Consider the following 18,323-nt stretch of genomic DNA (forward strand, 5'->3'; position numbering starts at 1 on the left):
GCCGCTGAAGCGGCTCCCACATTGGCTTGATTTGTCTTATATCAACCTGCGGCGTCTTCCTATATCAACCTGCGGCGTCGGCCTGTTCGAGAACCACGGCGACACCGTGGATCACCGAAGCGATGCGGACGGCGCTCTGGATCGCCTGCACGGAGATGCCACCGTCGCGGAGCACCTTGTCGTGCGAGTCGATGCACATGCCGCAGCCGTTGACGGCCGAGACCGCCAGCGAGACTAGCTCGAAGTCGTTCTTGGCGTCGCCCTTGTAGGCACCGATCACGTTCATGCGCAGCTTCGCCGGGATGGTCGCGTACTCCGGATGGCTGACCAGGTGCTGGAAGCGGTAGTAAATATTGTTCATGCCCATGATCGCGGCCGAGCCCTTGGCCGCGGTCAGCTGTTCGGCCGTGGCGTGCTCGGCGGCGAACGCGGCAATGGCCTCGGTCAGCGGCTTGTAGCGCGCCGAGAAGGCGGCGCCGAGGGCGACCATCGAGATCTGGGCGAGGTTGAGGCCCGGGGCGCCCGCTTCGCTCAACACGGAGTCGAGGTTCAGCTTGAGGTCCTTGGCGTATTCGGGAAGCTTGCTGCGAAGATCGGCGACGCTCATGGGATGCACCTTGTCTTGGATAGGGAATGGGGCGCGGAATGGCTCGGCGCGCAAGGCGCCGGTTCACGCGGGACACGGGGGACGTGCCGGTGATGCGGTAACGAGCTTGGAAAAGAGGCGGTGAAGCGAACTTCACCGCCTCTCGGGTTGCCCGCGCCACGCGGGGGGAGGGAGCGTTGTGGCGCGGGACTTACGACCGGCGGAGCCTTAGGCGACCTTCAGGGTCTCGTCGCCGGACTTCCAGTTGCAGGCGCACAACTCGTCGGTCTGCAGCGCGTCGAGGACGCGGAGCACTTCGTCCGGGTTGCGGCCGACCGAACCGGCGGTCACGTAAGCGAACTGGATCTCGCCGTTCGGATCGACCAGGAAGGTCGCGCGCTGGGCAACGCCTTCGTCGGTCAGGATGCCCAGGGCCGTGGTGAGGTCCTTCTTGATGTCGGCAACCATCGGGAACAGGAGGTCCTTCAGGTCGGCGTGGTCCATGCGCCAGGCGCGGTGGACGAACTCGGAGTCGGTCGAGACAGCCAGGACCTGGCAGTCACGGTCGGCGAACTTCTCGTTCAGATCGCTGAAGCCCTTGATCTCGGTCGGGCAGACGAAGGTGAAGTCCTTCGGGTAGAAGAACACGAGCTTCCACTTGCCCTCGTACGACTTATCGGAGACGTCGATGAACGCGTCTTCGATCTTGTTCGCGAGCGGGCCGCCGTTGACGGCCTTGAGGTTGAACTGGGGGAACTTATCGCCAATGCTCAGCACGTTTGACTCTCCGTTGAGGGTGGAATGAACTCTGCGCGCGCTCATGGTGCCGCGACTGAAACGTAAGGTTAGCGGGCCGGAACATATATCTCAAATCGATTGTAGACATCAATGTGATAGGCTGGCCCTATCGATTCGAGCTGAGCCCGTCGCCATGAACCTGCGTGACTTGTCCTACCTCGTTGCCCTGGCCGAGCACCGGCACTTCGGCCGCGCCGCCGAAGCCAGCTTCGTCAGCCAGCCCACCCTGTCCACCCAGATCCGTAAGCTCGAAGACGAACTGGGCGTGGCCCTGGTCGAGCGCACGCCACGGAAGGTCCTGCTCACCGAGACCGGTCGCGAGATCGCCCGACGAGCGCGGGGTGTGCTTTCCCAGGTGGACGAGATCAAGTCGATCGCCCAGCGCACCCGGGACCCGGAGTCGGGGACGATCCGCCTGGGCATCTTCCCCACGCTCGGGCCTTACCTGTTGCCCCATGTGATCCCGCATCTGCGCGAGCGTTTTCCGCGGCTGGAGCTGCTGCTGCGCGAGGAGAAGACCGAGCAGATCCTCGGCATGCTGCGCGAGGGCACGCTGGATGCGGGCATCCTGGCGTTGCCGATGCACGACGAATCGCTGCATATCGAGTTCCTGTTCGAGGAACCCTTCGTCCTCGCCGTCCCGGACAACCACCCGCTTGCCGGGCGGCAATGCCTGAGCATGGACGACCTGGCCGACCAGAACCTGCTCCTGCTCGAGGACGGCCATTGCCTGCGCGACCAGGCCCTCGAGGTCTGCCACCTGGCCGGCGCGGGCGAGAAGACCGGGTTCCGTGCCACCAGCCTGGAAACGCTGCGCCAGATGGTCTCGGCGAATGTCGGGATCACCTTGATGCCGATCCTCGCCGTCAAGCCGCCGGTGGCCCAGTCGGGCAATGTCCGCCTCATCGAGTTCGAAAGTCCCGCGCCGAGCCGTCGCATCGCGATGGTCTGGCGGAAGAGTTCGGCCATGACGCCGTTCTTCAGCGCCCTCGCCGAGGTGATCCGCGACGTGCCTGCCGAGCTCTTCAATGCCCGGGAATGCGCCACGCGTCAACCGTAAAGCGCGCCAGACGTTGCCTCTCCATCTTCCTGAGAGTTTGGCGAAAGATGCGCTTCTGGTTGGTCGTCCTGCTCCTGCTATGCGGCATGGGGGCGTACACGTGGTGGCACCAGCGGCCGATGCACGCCGCGCCCGGCGTGTTGGCGAGCGACATCCCCAGCCAGCAGGATCTCGGCGCCGGGCCGTCGTTGACGCGTGGCCATTTTTCGCTGGAGCCCCGCGCGAAATTCGCCATGACCGGCCGCGTGCTGTCGCGCGAGGACTACCAGCTGGACGACCTCGCGCCGATCGCGCCGACCGACCTGGCGCTGGGCTGGGGCCGGATGTCGGATACCGCGGTGCTCGACAAGATCCGCATCTCGCAATCCAACCGGTTCTACTTCTGGTACACGGAAAACTTTCCGATTCCGCGCCATGAGATCGAGGATTCCAGCGCCAACATGCACATGATTCCGGCCAACGACACCGTGGCCCGCGAACTGAGCAACGTTCGGCCGGGCGAAGTGATCCACTTCGACGGCTTTCTCGTCGACGTCAAACGCGACGATGGCTGGCACTGGAACACCTCGCTCACCCGCGAGGACACCGGTGCGGGCGGTTGCGAGATCGTCCTCGTCGAGGACCTCCGCGAGGCCGGACCGTAAGCCTCGCCCCAGGGCTCCTCAGCCGCCGATCAACGCGTGCAGCGGTGCCGGACCGGACCACTTCGCCCGGCCGTGAAGCCCCGAGAGTTCGATAACGACACTGGCGCCGACGACTTCGGCGCCGAGCCGCTCGACCAGCCGGCGGCCCGCCTCCAGGGTGCCACCCGTGGCAAGGACGTCGTCGACTACGATCACGCGCTCGCCCGGCGATAGCGCCTCGGTGCCGATCTCCAGCCGGTCGTGGCCGTATTCCAGACCGTAGTCGACGCCGACGATCGGCGGTGGCAGCTTGCCGGCCTTGCGCAGGGGGACGAAGCCGGCGTTGAGCGCGCGGGCCATGGCGGCGCCGAAGATGAAGCCGCGCGATTCGATACCGCACACGGCACCGATGCCAAGCCCGTGCCACGGCGCGCACAGGGCGTCGATGCAGGCGCTGAACGCGGCGGCATCGGCGAGCATCGGCGTGATGTCCTTGAACATGATGCCGGGACGCGGAAAATCCGGAACGTCGCGGACGAGGTCGGCGATATTCGTCAAACGTGGGGCCTGCATGGGTGGATTGTTCCTGGATGGGGGCGCGCCGGTCAGGCCGGCAGGCTGGCGGCGCCAAAATCGTCGTCGGCAGCCGCGGCGGCGCGTGCCTGGGCAAGTTGACCGTCGATGACGCGGACGATCGCCTCGGCCGCTTCCGCAGCCGCCTCGGGAACCATCACGGCGAGAAAGTCCCGAGCGGGTAGCTGGCCGACCGCCCCGGTGAGAAACTCACCGGCGATGAAGGCGGGAATTTCGGCCTGCTCGAGCGCATTCTTCACCAGATGGGCGTCGATCAGGGATTCGGCGTGGTAGACGGTGTGCATGGTGGGAAGCTACCCGCGCGGCCGCCCGGCGGCAAGCGCCACGCGGCTCAGGTAAACTCGGATGTTTGCCCCGCCCCACCCTCCGAGTCCCTCGCGATGTCGACCGAAACGCCCGTCCCGCAGCAGAATTTCATCCGCCAGATCGTCCGCGAGGACCTGGCCTCCGGCAAGCATGCGGTGGTCCACACCCGCTTTCCACCGGAGCCCAACGGCTACCTGCACCTGGGTCACGCCAAGTCGATCTGCCTGAACTACGGCCTCGCCGCCGACTTCGCCGGTACCTGCAACCTGCGCTTCGACGACACCAACCCGTCGAAGGAAGATGTCGAGTACGTCGACGCCATCCAGCGCGACGTGAAGTGGCTCGGCTTCGAGTGGGCGGAGCTGCGTCATGCGTCGGACTACTTCGAGGTGTTTTATCGCGCAGCGCTCAAGCTCATCCGCCTGGGCGTAGCCTACGTGGACGACCTGTCGGCCGAGGAGGTGCGCGAGTACCGCGGCACGCTGACCGAACCGGGCCGCAACTCACCGTACCGCGAGCGTTCCGTCGACGAGAACCTCGACCTGTTCCAGCGCATGCGCGCCGGCGAATTCGCCGACGGCAGCAAGACCCTGCGCGCGAAGATCGACATGACCGCCGGCAACATCAACCTGCGCGACCCGGCGCTTTACCGCGTGCGCAAGGTGCATCACCAGAACACCGGCGACGCATGGCCGATCTACCCGATGTATGACTTCGCGCATTCGCTTTCTGACGCGCTCGAAGGCATCACCCATTCGCTATGCACGCTGGAATTCGAAGATCACCGCCCGTTGTACGATTGGTGCGTGGACAAGGTCGACCTGGCGAACGATCGGGACCTCTGGCAGCCATTGGTCGACGCAGGCCTGCCGACCACGCCGAGCAAGCCCCGCCAGATCGAGTTTTCGCGTGGCAACCTCAACTACACCGTGATGAGCAAGCGCAAGCTGATCACCCTCGTCTCCGAGAACCTGGTCGACGGCTGGGACGATCCGCGTATGCCGACGATCGCCGGCGTGCGCCGTCGCGGTTTCACCGCCGCCGGCATCCGTCTGTTCTGGGAGCGCGTCGGCGTCAGCAAGCAGAACAGTACGATCGACATGAGCGTGCTCGAAGGCGCGGTGCGCGAGGACCTCGACGGTGTCGCCCCGCGTCGCCTCGCCGTGATCGATCCGGTCAAGCTCGTCATCACCAACCTCGATGCGAGCCACCGCGAGTCCCTCACCTTCCCCAACCATCCCAAGGACGAAGCCTTCGGCACGCGCAGCGTTCCGTTCTCGCCCGAGTTGTGGATCGAACGCGAGGACTTCGCCGAGGTGCCGCCGAAGGGCTTCCATCGACTCAAGCCCGACGGTGAAGTGCGCCTGCGCGGCGTCGGCATCGTCAAGTGCGACGAAGTGATCAAGGACGCGAACGGCGAGGTCGCCGAACTGCGCTGCACGCTGGACCTCGAAAGCCGGACGGGCATGCCGGGGGCCGACCGCAAGGTGAAGGGAACCATTCACTGGGTGAGCGCACACGATGCCGTGCCCGCTATCGTCCGACTCTACGACCGGCTCTTCGACGCCGCCGATCCGGACGACGACAGCGATGGCAAGACATACAAGGATCACATCAATCCGCAGTCGCGTCGTGTCGTTCACGGGTATGTGGAGCCGGCCGCCGCCCACGCCGCACGCGAGGATCGCATGCAGTTCGAGCGCCTGGGCTACTTCGTCGCCGACATGCACGACCACACGCCGGGTACGCCGGTGTTCAATCGCGTGGTGACGTTGCGCGACTCCTGGGCGAAACAGTCCTGATGCTGTACGCACAGGTCCACCTCACCCTGCCCGCCTGGGTCCATGAAACCGTGGACACCTCGCTCACCTATGCGGGCGACGAGACCAAGGTCGGGTTGGCCATCGATCTGTCCGCACGCAATATCGATCTCGCCACCGGCGGCCCGTTCGGTGCGGTGGTGTTCGACGGCAACGACCGTATCGTCGCTGTCGGCGTCAACCGGGTCGTTCCGCATGCCTGCTCGGTGGCGCACGCGGAAATGATGGCGTACATGACCGCACAGCAGCGCCTGCAGCGCTTCCGCCTCAATGAAGACGGCGGCCGCTTCGTCCTCGCCACCAGTTCCCAGCCTTGTTGCCAGTGCTATGGCGCGACGGTGTGGGCCGGGGTCGACGAACTGCTCATCGGCGCGCGCTCGGAAGACGTCGAGGAGCTCACGCCCTTCGACGAAGGCCCGCTTCCCGCCGACTGGATCGGCGAGCTCGAGCGTCGTGGCATCGCCGTCCGCCGCGATATCCGCCGTGACGAGGCCCGCGAGGTGCTTCGTCGCTATGGCGAGTCGGGCGCCAGCTATTGATCCCGGTCCTGCGCAGATGAGTCGCTGGCGCGCCGTGCTGCCGTTGTCGCTGCTGCTGATCGCAGGCGCGGTGATGCTCGGCAGCGGGGCGCTCGATCGCTTCCACCCGACACGGCTGCTCGCCGAAGAGGGCGCGCTGCGCGGTGCGATCGCCGAACACCCCGTGATGTCGCGGCTCGCTTTTACGGGCGTGCTTACGTTGGCGATCGCGACAGGCGTGCCCGGGACGATCGTCATCATCCTGGCCGGCGGCCTGCTGTTCGGTATCGCGCAGGGCACCGCCCTGTCGTCGGTCGCGCTCGTGCTCGGCTCGCTGCTGCTGTTCCTCGCCAGTCGATACGCGTTCGGACCGGGTGGCCGCCAACCGCCGGAACTGGCGACACGCATGCGTAGCGGCTTCGCCGCCCATCCGGTCAGCTACACGCTCGCCCTGCGTTTCATCCCTATCGTGCCGCTGGGCGCCATGACCGTCGCCCTGGCATGGCTGCGTTGCCCGTTGTGGCTGTTCCTCGGCGCCACGTGGCTGGGTGGAACCGTGTCCCTCGTGGCGGAAACCGCGGTCGGCGCCGGTCTGGGCGATACCTTCGCGGGCGATACGCCGTTCACCCTGGCCCGGCTCCTCGACGACAGGATTCTGTTGCCCCTGGTGGCCTTTGCTGCGCTGAGCGTGCTTCCTCTGGTCATCAAGAAGGCCCGTGACCGCCGACGTCGGCGCGGCTGACGCCGGGCCGGTGGAACTGCGCTAGGCTGTAGCCTCGCGTCGCCCGGGAGGGGCGCGCAAGGGGAGACGGATGCGCGACGTATCGGTTACGTGGCTTGAACGGGTCTGGCGTCGCACGTCGCTGGTGCAGCGCCTGACCTGTGTCGCTCTCGTACCCACGGCGATCAGCGCCATTCTCCTGGTCACCCTGCTCACCCGCCACCAGATGGACACCCTCCACGAGATGGGGCGATCCACGGCGGACGCGATCGCCCAGCAGGCCGCGAGCGTCTCCGGCGAAGCACTGCGCAACGGCGAACGGCGCGAGATTTCGCACATTTCCCAGTCGATCGTGCAGTTGCCGCAGGTGGCGCGGGTGCGCATCAGCGACCGCGACGGCGAGATCATCGCCGACCGGGTCAACGGCTCGATCGACGACGAGGATAGCCTCACCGTATCGCGCGAGGTCCTCGACCCGGTCAGTCATCGCGTGGTCGGCTCGGTCACGGTCGATGTCAGCGTCGAGGACGCCATCGCCGCGCAACGGGCCAGCGTGCACAACGCCCTGTTGTGGCTGGGCCTGAGCCTGTTCATCGCGGTGATGATCGGCTGGTCCACGGCCCGCTGGCTCAGCGCCCCCCTGCGCAATCTCGCCATCGCCGTTCGCCAGCTCGGCCTTGGCGATCGCACGGTGGTCGTCCCGGTGACGGACGATACCGAGATCGGCGACCTCCAGCGCGGCTTCAACGGCGCCGCCTCGCAACTCCTGCATGCGCAGATCGGCATGGAGCGCGAGATCGCCCTGGCCACCGAGGAACTCGCCCGGAAGAATGCCGCGCTGGAAGCCGCGAGCGTGGCCAAGGCACGTTTTCTCGCCGCCGCCTCGCATGACCTGCGCCAGCCGCTGTATGCCCTGACCCTGTTCTCGTCGGGCCTTGCGGTCGACGAGTACGACCCGGTGCGCCTGAACCGCATCGCCCACATCCAGGAGTGTGTCGAGGCGCTGGACCATCTGTTCAGCGAGTTGCTCGACCTGTCCCGTCTGGAGACGGGTGCCATGCCGGCGGTGTTGCGCGACTTGCCGCTGGACGAGGTATTCGAGGAGGTCAGCGTGAACTTCCGCATGGTGGCCGAGCAGCACGACCTGCGCCTGGTCGTGCGGACCACCGGCCTGTGGGTGCGCTGCGATCGCACCATGGTCGCGCGCATCCTCAACAACCTGGTGAGCAACGCCCTGCGCTACACACGTTGCGGTGGCGTGCTGGTGGGCGCCCGCCGGCGTCTCGACGGCACGGTTCGCGTGGATGTGTGGGATACCGGGCTGGGCATTGGACCCGAGCACCTGCAACACATCTTCGACGAGTTCTACCGGGTCGAGAGCGGCCCCGAGGTCGGCCGCCCCGAGAGCACCCGGCGCGGACTGGGCCTGGGCCTGTCCACCGTGCAGCGCCTGGCGGGACTGCTTGGCACACGAGCCATGGTGCACTCCAGGCCCGGCAGGGGCAGCCTGTTCTCGATCACGCTACCCGAGGTCCAGCCCGGAAAGGTCGAGGCGCCCGTGCCGGCGGCGGCGGCAGGTGGCGCACCGCGGGATGTGGTCGGCATGCGTGTCCTGGTGATCGACGACGAACCCAGCATCCTCGCCGGGATCAGTTTTCTGCTGGGCAGCTGGGGCTGTGAGGTCATGACTGCCGAAGATGCCCAGCAAGCCATCGAGGCGGTGCACCAGTGGATGCAGCCGCCGGATATCGTGATTTCGGACCTGCGCCTGCGCGAAGGCACCGGCCTGGACGTGATCGACCTGCTCGATCGCTACTACCGTCGACGTCCCGGCGACCCGCCGCCGTTCGCGCGGGTACTGATTACCGGCGAGACCCGCGGCGATTTCTTGCGCAACGTGGACCAGACCACGACGCAAGTTCTCTACAAGCCGGTCTCGCCCGAACGCCTGCACGATGTCATGGTTTCTGCGTGGGCAGTCCATCATGCACCCGTCTGAGCCGGATGGCTGGCTTGCCGCGAGGCGCCCGGAGGGCTATGTTCCCAAGAACGGGGATGCTCGCGGCAGTGCGGGCGGAGGAGTGGCATGCGTGTTCTGATCGCGGACGATCACCGGCTCATCATCGAGGGCGTCAAGCTCAAGCTGAGGGAGTTGGGTGATTTGCTTGAGCCGGGGACCAAGGTAGAGATCGAGTTCGTCGAGGCGGAGACGGTGGCCCAGCTTCGCTCGCAACTCGACCGCTTGCCGCTTCCCGATCTCGCCCTGATCGACATGGCCATGCCGGGCGCGAACGGTGTCGACCACATTCGCGAGGCGGTGGAGAAGCTGGCCGATGCCAACGACGAAGTCACCTTGCAGGACGGCGAGAGCCACGAGTTGACCGCCGAGGAACGCCGCCACGCGAACGATCTGATCGGAACCCGTACCGCGCGCAAGCGGGCCGTTATCGTGCTTTCGGGTACCGAAGACTCCGCCGCCATCCGCCACGTGCTCGATCTTGGCGTCCAAGGTTACATCCTCAAGTCATCGTCTCCCGCCGTCATCCTCAGCGCGGTGCAGCTGGTCATCGGCGGTGGCATCTATGTGCCGCCCGAAGCGATGAAGGCGGCAGCATCGAGCGCTCCCCAGCCGTTCTTCTCCACGACCGACGGCGCCGATGGACTGACCACCAAGGAGCGGCTGGCCACCGTACTCACCGATCGCCAGATCGACGTGCTCAGGCTGCTGGCCAAGGGCCGGCCGAACAAGCTGATCGCCCGCGAGCTGGGCATCAGCGAAGGCACGGTCAAGATTCACCTGGCCGCGATCTTCCGTGCGTTACATGTGCGCAACCGATTGGAGGCACTGGTCGCCGCGCGGCACCTGGGCGACTAGCCGAAACGAAATCCACGCGAGGCAGGCGCGATGTGGGCAGGCGTTGAGAGCGCGGCGAAGAGTCGGGTGCGCGCGTGGTTCGGCGCATGCCTCATTGCGGCCGCTCTTGCCGGCCCGGCGCTGGCGGCCGCCCCGGGCCTGGGCGATGTGGATCCGAATGCCCCGCTCACCTTCGGCATCCTTCCCATTGGCGGTCCCGCCGAATCGCTCGAGGCATGGCGACCGATGCTCGACGATCTGAGCAAGGCCCTCGCCCGTCCCGTCCGCGCGGTCTCGGTTGCCACCTACGAAGGCATCGCGCAGGCGATCAGCGAGCAGCGGGTGGACATCGCGTTCCTTTCCGGCCGGCTTGCCCTGGATGCGGTCACCCAGAACAACATGCAGGTGATCGGCCAGCTCACCCGCGGCGACGGTTCGAAGGGCTATTACGCGGTGGTGCTGGTGGCCGCGGATTCCCGGCTGACGAGCGTGGACCAGTTGTTCGCACGACCGGGGAAATGGCGGTTCGCTCGCGGCGAGGCGCTTTCCGTGTCCGGCTACCTCGTCCCCGAGACGCAGCTGTTCGCGGCACGCAACGTCGACTCGGACACGTTCTTCGCCAGCGTCCATGTCGACAACCACCAGAACAACGCGCTGGCCGTCGCCAACGGCGAAGCGGACGTCGCCACGAACAACACGGCGGATCTGGAACGCTTCAAGCAGCACTTCCCCGACCAGTACGCACGACTGCGCGTGCTATGGAAGTCGTCGCTGATTCCCCACGCGGTCATTGTGATCCGCAACGACCTGCCACTCGCCCTGCGCGAGCGTGTCGCCACCTTCATCACCAGCTACGGGAAGGGCAAGGAAGGGTCGCGCGAAGAAGCCAACCTGAAGCTCATCCACGACATCAGCGGTTTCGCCCGGGCCGACAACGCTGTCCTCGTACCGTTCGTCGATATCGAGTATTCGCTGGAGAAGCGCCGGGCCACCAGCGCCCAATGGGTCAGTGAAGCCGCGCGTGAAGCACGCTTCCGGAAGATTCAGGTCGACCACGACACCGTCGTGAAACGGCTGGCCGGCAAATAGCGCCAGCCAGAAGGCATAGGCCCCAAGGCATAGACGTGCAGCCTAGGTCCCCTTGTCTATCGCGCGACGAACGCGCGTTTCATAGATTCGTCATGAGATTGTGTGCAACAGGCCCCCTCATGAACGCGCCGCCGTATTCGCATGCAAGGCCCGCAACGCTGCATCGACAGCTGATCCTCCGGGGATTGCTGCCGATGACGCTGGTCGCGCTCGCCCTGTGCGGTGCGCTCGGCGTCTTGCACATGCGGTCGTTGTCCGCGGAAGCGCGAACCGTCGCCCGCATCCAGGCCATCCGCCTGGGCGCGTCGCTGGAGGCGGCATCGAACGAGGATGCGGTTCGCTACGCGCTGACGCGTGCATTGTCCCGCAGCGCGCCGACGGAGAGCCTGACGCTGCGCCGAGACGATGCGCCAGACCTTGTCATCGACAGTGGGCGTCGCGTGCCGGACGGCCGCGCACTGCGTGTTCGCCTGAATACCTCCCTGGGCGAACTCGAGACAGTGTCCGACGCCACCTCGCTACACGAGCGGCGCGCCGCCGCAGCCATCATGACCTTGCTGCTGTGTTGCGGCGTCCTGGCGGTTTTCCTGCTCACGAAACGGGCGATGGAACGTGACGTGATCGCACCGATCGAAGGCATGCGCGATCGCATCGACGCCTTTCTCCATCCCCGTCAATCCGGCCCTGTCTTGCGCGGCGGGAATGCCAGCGAACTCTCCGCCATCGACGCTTTGCTCGACGAGCTGGTCGACCTGCGTCGACGCCACGATACGGCGATGGCCGACGCACTGCGTCAGCGCCTGCAGGACATTGCACGGCACACGCGTTTCATCGAGCAGATCGGCGATCACTTTCGCCAGCCGTTGCAGGCGCTCGCCCTGTTCGTTGCCGGTATGCAGCCGGGCGACGACCTGCGCCAGCGCGCCGTCCTCGGGCAGATGCGCGCGAACCTCACCCGCCTCAACGAACTGCTCGACGGGTTGCTGGCGATGGCACGGTTCGATGCGGGCGCCGTGGAACCCCGCGCCGTCGGCCTCATCGCGTCGGACCTCTTCGTGCGTGAGCGCGCCGCGATCGAGGAAGAAGCCAGCCGGCTTGGCGTCGACGTGCACTGGCGAGGCGGCCACCTGCCGCTTCACGGCGATCCCGCCTTGCTGGGCGAACTCCTTCACCGCCTCGTCGCCAACGCCGTGGTCAGCACGCCGAATGGGCGTGTCCTGGTCGCGGTGCGTCGGCGCGGCGATGCCGTGCGGCTGGAGGTTCGGGATAACGGCATGGGCCTGGAACCGAGCCAGCAGGAACGCGTTTTCGAGGAGTTCACGCGACTGCCCGGACATGCCGGTTATGGCATCGCCCTGGCGGTGGCCCGGCGCATCGTCGACACCCTTGGCGGCAGTATCGGCGTCCGCTCGAGACCCGGGCGCGGCACGCTGTTCTGGGTCCAACTGGAAGGCGCCGCCATCGGACCGCCGGTTCGCGCCACGGCGAACCTGAGCCGCCATCCGGCGCTCTGACCGACGACCACCTGTCGGCGACGCCCCGACCGGCGTATCGTTACGGAAGTACACGGACCTTTCCGAGGATCACTGTCGTGGCGAGCGTCAATTGGTCTGATACGGCGCCGGTCGTCGCGTTCGTCGGCGTGTTCGCGGGCGCCATCGGCCTTCCCGTGCCGGCGATGCCAACGCTGATCGTGGTCGGTAGCACCCTGGTCGCCGCGCGCGACCCCGCTCTCATCATGGCGACCTTCCTGGGTGCTCTGGCGGGCGCTTTCGCCGGCGATGCCGCATGGTTTCTCACCGGCCGGCGCTTCGGGTATCGCGTCCTCGACAGCCTCTGCCGTATCTCGCTTTCGCCCGACACTTGCGTGCGCCGTGCCAGCGGATTCTTCGAGAAGCGCGGGGTCAAGCTGCTGCTGGTGGCGCGTTTCATTCCCGGGCTCTCGCTGGTCGCCATCCCGATCGCCGGCGCCGGGGACACCCGCTTCTCGCGCTTCACGCTGTACGACCTGCTCGGTGCAGCCTTGTGGATATCCGTCGGCCTGTCGATCGGCATGCTGTTCTATCGACAGATCGACGCCGTGCTGGCCGCGCTGAAACAATTCGGGCTCGGGATGGTCGCGATCGCCCTGATCGGACTGCTACTGTGGATCGGCTTCCGCTACACCCGTCGCGCGCTGCTCATCACCCAGCTACGCAAAAGCCGGATTTCCGTCGACGAGCTTTCGGTGCTGCTCGCCAACGAGCCCGGCGCACTGATCGTGGATGTCCGCTCGGCGCTCAGTCGCCGCGACGATCCTTTCGTGATCCCCGGCTCCCGCCTGTTCGACCTGGCCACCGCCGACACTGCCCTTGCCACCCTGCCCAGGCACACGTCGGTGGTGATCTATTGTTCCTGCCCGAACGAGGTTTCCGCCGCGAAGGTCGCCGAACGCCTGAGCAAGCTGGGCTTCGCGAACGTCCGTCCGCTGACCGGGGGCATCGGGGCATGGCGCCAGGCCGGCCGCGACGTCGAGGCGATCGTCGCCACGACCTGAACCGCCCGGCGGATCGGGTTGTGCCACCCCCCTTGCGACCACTAAACTAGCCGGCTTCCCGCGTATGGGTCGTTAGCTCAGTTGGTAGAGCAGCGGACTTTTAATCCGTAGGTCGCCGGTTCGAATCCGGCACGACCCACCATTCGCCCCATCGTCCGACGCGCAACGCGTTCTTCTCTGACGAAAAACGGTCCAGATTCTCATGCTCTCGGCGCTGACGAGCCGATATCGTGCGGTTATCTCACTCAAGGGAGCCGACATGCGTCAGTACACCACCAAGCACGACGCCCAGTACATCGGCCCGATCTTGCACACATCGGCAAGCTGATGTCGGCACGCTGGAATGGCCGCAGCCGCGGAAAGGTATGGCTGCTAGCCAGCGAAGACCATTCCACCGGCACGTTCGGCGCCCACTGATCGCTCAGGCGTAGTGCGTGGGATCGGGCACGCCAGCCTTGGCGAAACCTTCCGCCCGAAGGCGGCAGGCATCGCAGTGGCCGCAGGCGCGGCCCTGGGCATCGGCCTGGTAGCAGCTGACCGTGGCGGCAAAGTCCACGCCCAGGCGCATGCCTTCGCGGACGATGTCGCCCTTGCCCATGTCCATCAGCGGCGCGTGGATGCGGATACCGGCACCTTCGACGCCGGCCTTCGTCGCCACGTTGGCCAGCGCCTGGAAAGCCTCGATGAAAGCCGGACGGCAGTCCGGGTAACCCGAGTAATCGACCGCGTTGACACCGCAGAAGATGTCGCTCGAACCCAGTACCTCGGCCCAGCCCAGGGCGATGGAAAGCATGATCGTGTTGCGCGCCGGCACGTAGGTCACGGGAATGCCGGTGCCGCCGTCTTCGGGGACGTCGATGTCAGCCGTGAGGGCCGATCCGCCGATGCTGCGCAGGTCCACGTGCACGGTCTTGTGCGTCACCGCGCCGAGCATGCTGGCGACGCGCTCCGATGCCTCGAGTTCCGAACTGTGGCGCTGGCCGTAAGCCACGCTCAGCGCATACACCTCGAAACCCTGCTCGCGCGCCATGGCAATCGTCACCGCGGAGTCCATGCCGCCGGAAACGAGGATGACGGCCTTGGGAGAGGAATTCGACGTGTTCATGGCATTACCTTGGTTGTGTCAGTGACCCGCCGCGTCGTTCCAGAGCAGCTTGTGCAGTTGCAACTGGAATCGTACCGGCAGGCGTTCGGCGAGGATCCACTCGGCCAGTTCACGCGGCTGGACCTTCGACCAGACCGGTGAGAAAAGCGGCATCACGCGTTGATCCAGCGCATGCTCGCGGACCACGTCCCGCGACCACTCGAAATCGGCGCGACTGGCGATGACGAACTTGACCTGATCGTGCGGCTGGAGATGATCCAGGTTGGACCACAGGTTGCGGGCGCTCTCGCCGGAATCCGGCGCCTTGAGGTCCATGACCTTGCGCACGCGAGGATCGACGCCGGACACGTCGAGCGCGCCGGATGTCTCCAACGAGACCTCGTGGCCGGCATCGCACAGCTTGCGCAACAGGACCAGGCAACGCTTCTGCGCGAGCGGCTCACCGCCGGTCACGCAGACGTGCTTCGCGCCGAAGCTGGCGACATGCGCGACGATGGCGTCGATGTCATGCCACTGACCACCGTGGAACGAGTATTCCGTATCGCACCACACGCAGCGAAGTGGGCAGCCGGTCAGGCGGACAAAGACCGTGGGCCAGCCGATCGCGTCGGCCTCGCCCTGCACGGAATGGAAGATCTCGGTGATCCGCAGTCGTTCCGCGACGGGAGCGACCGGCGGAACGTCCGCCGGAGTTGCGGTGTTACCGTTCATGGGATCAGTTGGCCGTCTGGCGCTGCAGACGACGCAGGCGTTCCTGTGCGAGGCCGGCGGCCTTGGTCCCCGGATACTTGGCCGATACCTGCTTCAGCGTCGCGATGGCCGCGTCCTGCTGCTTCAGTTCGATCTGGCAGTAGCCGACCTTGAGCAGGCCGTCGGAGACCTTGTCGCTCTGCGGGTACTGCTTGACCAGGCGCTGGAACGCCTCGATCGCGACCGGGTAGTTCATGGTCACGTAGTACGACTCGCCCAGCCAGTAATAGGCGTTGGGGGCGAGTGCGCTGTCCGGGTACTTGGTAAGGAAGTCGCGAAAGCCCCGCGACGCCGTGACGTAATCGCCGGCGCGCAGTGACTTGAACGCGGCGTCGTACGCCGCTTGCTCGGTGGCGCTGGCTGCCGCCGGCGCGGCGGCGGGCGCCGCCTGCTGAGCCTGGGCGGCAGGAGCCACGGCGGCGGCCGCAGGGGCCGGGGCTTGCGATGCGGCGGCGGGCGCGGCAGGCGGCTGGGCCTGCGCTGCTCCGCCCTTTTCGAGACGACTCAGGCGCGAATCGATATCCGCGTACTGCGCCTTCTGGGAATCCTGGAGTTGCTGGTTCTGGTGCTGCAGCTCTTCGATCTGGCCCTGCAACTGCGAGAGCTGTTGCTGGAGATCGTTGACCTGGTTGACCAGCGGGGTCGTGCCGGCGTCCTTCTGTGACTGCTGCTCGAGGCGCGACACACGGTCGGCGAGGCTCAAGCGAGAGTCTTGCGCATGGACGGGCAGACCAAAAAGCGTGGCGGACGCGATTGCGCCCGCCACGCCAAGCCTGGCCGTAAAACAGGTAGCCAGAGTCTTCTTCATTACTTACTTCGCGGTGTAGACGATCTCAACGCGACGGTTCTTCGACCAGCAATCATCGTTGTGCTCACGGCAGGTCGGCTTTTCCTTACCGTAGCTCGTGACGTTGATCTGGCCAGCCGAACCACCAGCAGCCTGGAGGGCGCTGGAGACGGCGTTGCCGCGGCGCTCGCCGAGACCGAGGTTGTACTCACGCGTACCGCGCTCGTCGGTGTTGCCCTCGAGGGTCATGGCCGACTGCGGACGGTCCTGCAGGTACTTGGCGTGGCAAGCGATGATCTGCTGGAACTCCGGCTTCACATCGTTCTTGTCGAAATCGAAGTACACAACGCGCTGACGGAGGCAGGCGTCGGTATCGAGATCCGACGGCTGGTACTTGCCGTCGTTGGTGGGGGCCTGGGTCTGGGCAACCGGCTCCGGCGTAGAAGCCGGCGGGGTCTTGACCTGCTTCTTGTTGCAGGCGACCGCGCCCACGCAAAGCAGGGCGGCCAGGGTGACGCTAACGGTCTTATTCATGGGACGTTCCTTCAACAGTTGAGTTCCGACAGTCGATATACGGTTTCGGGACAGGCACCGCCGGTTGTCCGGCTGTTTTTCTACTTACATCTACGCCGACGGGGCGCTGTCCCGCACCCTACGTCTTCGCTCCGGCGACTGCCATTAAAGCAACTGCCGGTTAACCTTGCGTCCGCAGAAAAGGCGCGGAACACCCGCGCCCTTTCCCTGGACTTTGCCAATGTCGCGGCCCGAAACGGGCGCGCCATCAACGCTGTCTATAAGGTCCCCAGGACGGCTCGCGCACGTCACCGTCCGAGAGGACGAGACGCTGGCGTACCAGGCCGTCTGCCGAAACCGCATACAGGACACCTCGCGTACCCTGCGATGCCGCATAAAGCAGCATGCTGGCATTTGGCGCGAAGCTGGGCGAATCGTCCACGTTACCCGGGGAAACGAAGCGTACCTGCCCGCCCAGACTGCGGTCCATGATAGCGATACGATACACGTTCCCGTTGCCCTGCACCATCGCAATCTGCTTGCCGTCGAAGCTTACCGAGGCGCTGGCGTTGAAGCCGCCCTGGAAGGTGACGCGCGTAGCGGCGCCACCCGATGCCGACATCTGGTAGATCTGCGGCTTGCCCGAGCGATCCGAGGTGAACAGGATGCTCTGGCCGTCCGGGGTGAAGGTCGGTTCGGTGTCGATCGAGAAATTGTTGGTGAGGCGGGTCTCGGCGTGGCTGGCCACGTCGATCACGAAGATCTCCGGGTTACCGACGTACGAAAGGCTGACGGCGAGCTTGCTGCCGTCCGGCGACCAGGCCGGCGCGCTGTTGATGCCGCGCGGGTGGGCGGCGATCAGGCTGCGCGACCCGGTCGAAATGTTCTGCACATAGACGGCCGAATTGCCGCTTTCGAAGGACACGTAGGCGATCTTGCTGCCGTCGGGCGACCAGGAAGGCGACAGGAGCGACTCGCGGGAGCGGGCCACGACCTGCGGGTTGAAGCCGTCCGAATCGGCGACGATCAGCGAGTAGGTGGCGTTGTTACCCGTACCCACGGCCGTGATGTAGGCGATGCGGGTCCAGAAGGCACCACGGACGCCGGTGATCTTTTCGTAGATCTGGTCGGCGATCTGATGGGCGACGCCACGCAGGTCACCCGCCGGGGCGGTGAACGACTGGGCCAGCAGGCTCTGCTGCTTGTTCACGTCCCACAGCTCGTATTCGACCTTCAGCATGCCGCCGCCGGCATCGCTGATGCGACCGATGGTCAGGAAGTCCTGCTTGAGCAGGCGCCAGGTCGGGAACTTGATCTCCGAACCCTGCGACGGTGTCTCGACGATGTCGGCCTTGTCGAGCGAGCGGAACTTGCCCGAGCGGTTGAAATCGGCACGGATGACATCGGCGACATCGGTGGGCAACGGCGCACCGCCGGCCTGGGCGAACGGCACCACGGCGATCGGCGTCGCGGTCTTGAGGCCGCCGACGATGTCGACATTGAGCGACTGGGCGGCGACGGGACCGGCCACGAAGGCGGTCAGCGCAACCAGGAGGAGAGCGAGGCGGGAAAGCGTTCTGCGCATGGGCGGATTCATTGCGACCTGGAAGTGTGAGACGGCGACGGCATGGTAGCGCGATGGGCCGGACCAGCATGACCCGAA

At 66.0% G+C, this 18,323-nt stretch carries 19 protein-coding genes and 1 tRNA gene; 11 read left to right on the forward strand and 9 right to left on the reverse strand.

Translation table 11 applies throughout. The features are described 5' to 3' along the window. Positions 1-64 precede the first annotated feature (64 nt). Positions 65-607 (reverse strand): carboxymuconolactone decarboxylase family protein, encoded by a 543-nt coding sequence (locus VM621_RS08370; RefSeq protein ID WP_063573276.1) that lies wholly within the window; start codon positions 605-607, stop codon positions 65-67. A 207-nt stretch (positions 608-814) separates the two neighbouring features. Next, positions 815-1,363, reverse strand: a complete 549-nt coding sequence (locus VM621_RS08375; protein WP_325468510.1) for a peroxiredoxin — start codon at positions 1,361-1,363, stop codon at positions 815-817. A 154-nt stretch (positions 1,364-1,517) separates the two neighbouring features. Here VM621_RS08375 and oxyR point away from each other — a divergent pair, with 154 nt between their 5' ends. Then, a complete protein-coding gene (gene oxyR / locus VM621_RS08380; protein ID WP_325468511.1) occupies positions 1,518-2,444 on the forward strand; it encodes a DNA-binding transcriptional regulator OxyR in 927 nt (308 codons plus the stop codon). 47 nt (positions 2,445-2,491) lie between these two features. Next, a complete protein-coding gene (locus tag VM621_RS08385; RefSeq protein ID WP_325468512.1) occupies positions 2,492-3,088 on the forward strand; it encodes a hypothetical protein in 597 nt (198 codons plus the stop codon). 18 nt (positions 3,089-3,106) lie between these two features. Here the strand turns inward: VM621_RS08385 and VM621_RS08390 are convergent, their stop codons facing one another. Then, positions 3,107-3,640, reverse strand: a complete 534-nt coding sequence (locus tag VM621_RS08390; RefSeq protein ID WP_325468513.1) for an adenine phosphoribosyltransferase — start codon at positions 3,638-3,640, stop codon at positions 3,107-3,109. Positions 3,641-3,672: 32 nt separating this feature from the next. Beyond that, positions 3,673-3,945: a DUF2007 domain-containing protein gene (locus tag VM621_RS08395; protein WP_325468514.1), complete on the reverse strand. Its 273-nt coding sequence runs from the start codon at positions 3,943-3,945 to the stop codon at positions 3,673-3,675. A 96-nt stretch (positions 3,946-4,041) separates the two neighbouring features. Here VM621_RS08395 and VM621_RS08400 point away from each other — a divergent pair, with 96 nt between their 5' ends. The 9 genes from VM621_RS08400 (at position 4,042) to VM621_RS08440 (ending at position 13,647) form a co-directional block, all read left to right on the forward strand. After that, on the forward strand, positions 4,042-5,769 hold the full coding sequence (locus tag VM621_RS08400) for a glutamine--tRNA ligase/YqeY domain fusion protein (RefSeq protein WP_325468515.1): 1,728 nt from the start codon (positions 4,042-4,044) through the stop codon (positions 5,767-5,769). Beyond that, the gene (locus VM621_RS08405) at positions 5,769-6,326 is read left to right on the forward strand and encodes a nucleoside deaminase (RefSeq protein WP_325468516.1); all 558 of its coding nucleotides are present in this window, start codon (positions 5,769-5,771) and stop codon (positions 6,324-6,326) included. Before VM621_RS08400 ends, VM621_RS08405 begins: the two co-directional genes overlap by 1 nt. Positions 6,327-6,342: 16 nt before the next feature. Beyond that, the gene (locus tag VM621_RS08410; protein ID WP_325468517.1) at positions 6,343-7,047 is read left to right on the forward strand and encodes a TVP38/TMEM64 family protein; all 705 of its coding nucleotides are present in this window, start codon (positions 6,343-6,345) and stop codon (positions 7,045-7,047) included. 70 nt (positions 7,048-7,117) lie between these two features. Then, positions 7,118-9,025: a hybrid sensor histidine kinase/response regulator gene (locus VM621_RS08415; RefSeq protein ID WP_325468518.1), complete on the forward strand. Its 1,908-nt coding sequence runs from the start codon at positions 7,118-7,120 to the stop codon at positions 9,023-9,025. A gap of 87 nt (positions 9,026-9,112) precedes the next feature. Continuing rightward, entirely contained in the window at positions 9,113-9,901 is a 789-nt protein-coding gene (locus VM621_RS08420; protein WP_325468519.1) for a response regulator transcription factor, read from the forward strand. Positions 9,902-9,931: 30 nt separating this feature from the next. Continuing rightward, positions 9,932-10,969: a phosphate/phosphite/phosphonate ABC transporter substrate-binding protein gene (gene phnD, locus VM621_RS08425; protein WP_325468520.1), complete on the forward strand. Its 1,038-nt coding sequence runs from the start codon at positions 9,932-9,934 to the stop codon at positions 10,967-10,969. Between the two features lie 194 nt (positions 10,970-11,163). Next, positions 11,164-12,483 (forward strand): HAMP domain-containing sensor histidine kinase, encoded by a 1,320-nt coding sequence (locus tag VM621_RS08430; protein WP_325468521.1) that lies wholly within the window; start codon positions 11,164-11,166, stop codon positions 12,481-12,483. A 77-nt stretch (positions 12,484-12,560) separates the two neighbouring features. Next, positions 12,561-13,505 (forward strand): DedA family protein/thiosulfate sulfurtransferase GlpE, encoded by a 945-nt coding sequence (locus VM621_RS08435; RefSeq protein WP_325468522.1) that lies wholly within the window; start codon positions 12,561-12,563, stop codon positions 13,503-13,505. Between the two features lie 66 nt (positions 13,506-13,571). After that, a tRNA-Lys gene (locus tag VM621_RS08440) sits at positions 13,572-13,647 on the forward strand. 279 nt (positions 13,648-13,926) lie between these two features. Here VM621_RS08440 and queC read toward each other — a convergent pair. From queC to tolB, 5 genes are all read right to left on the reverse strand, one after another. Continuing rightward, the gene (gene queC / locus VM621_RS08445; protein WP_325468523.1) at positions 13,927-14,610 is read right to left on the reverse strand and encodes a 7-cyano-7-deazaguanine synthase QueC; all 684 of its coding nucleotides are present in this window, start codon (positions 14,608-14,610) and stop codon (positions 13,927-13,929) included. A gap of 18 nt (positions 14,611-14,628) precedes the next feature. Continuing rightward, positions 14,629-15,321, reverse strand: a complete 693-nt coding sequence (gene queE, locus VM621_RS08450; protein WP_325468524.1) for a 7-carboxy-7-deazaguanine synthase QueE — start codon at positions 15,319-15,321, stop codon at positions 14,629-14,631. Between the two features lie 4 nt (positions 15,322-15,325). Beyond that, complete coding sequence (gene ybgF, locus VM621_RS08455) at positions 15,326-16,063, reverse strand: tol-pal system protein YbgF (protein WP_325468525.1); 738 nt, start codon at positions 16,061-16,063, stop codon at positions 15,326-15,328. 108 nt (positions 16,064-16,171) lie between these two features. Continuing rightward, positions 16,172-16,681 carry a peptidoglycan-associated lipoprotein Pal gene (gene pal / locus VM621_RS08460; protein WP_325468526.1) on the reverse strand — a complete coding sequence of 170 codons (510 nt, stop codon included), beginning with the start codon at positions 16,679-16,681 and terminating at the stop codon, positions 16,172-16,174. Positions 16,682-16,928: 247 nt separating this feature from the next. Continuing rightward, entirely contained in the window at positions 16,929-18,257 is a 1,329-nt protein-coding gene (gene tolB / locus VM621_RS08465; RefSeq protein WP_325468527.1) for a Tol-Pal system beta propeller repeat protein TolB, read from the reverse strand. Positions 18,258-18,323: the final 66 nt, after the last annotated feature.

Origin of the sequence: Luteibacter sp. (assembly GCF_035539195.1) — a bacterium.
In the GTDB taxonomy this organism is placed as follows: Bacteria; Pseudomonadota; Gammaproteobacteria; order Xanthomonadales; family Rhodanobacteraceae; genus Luteibacter.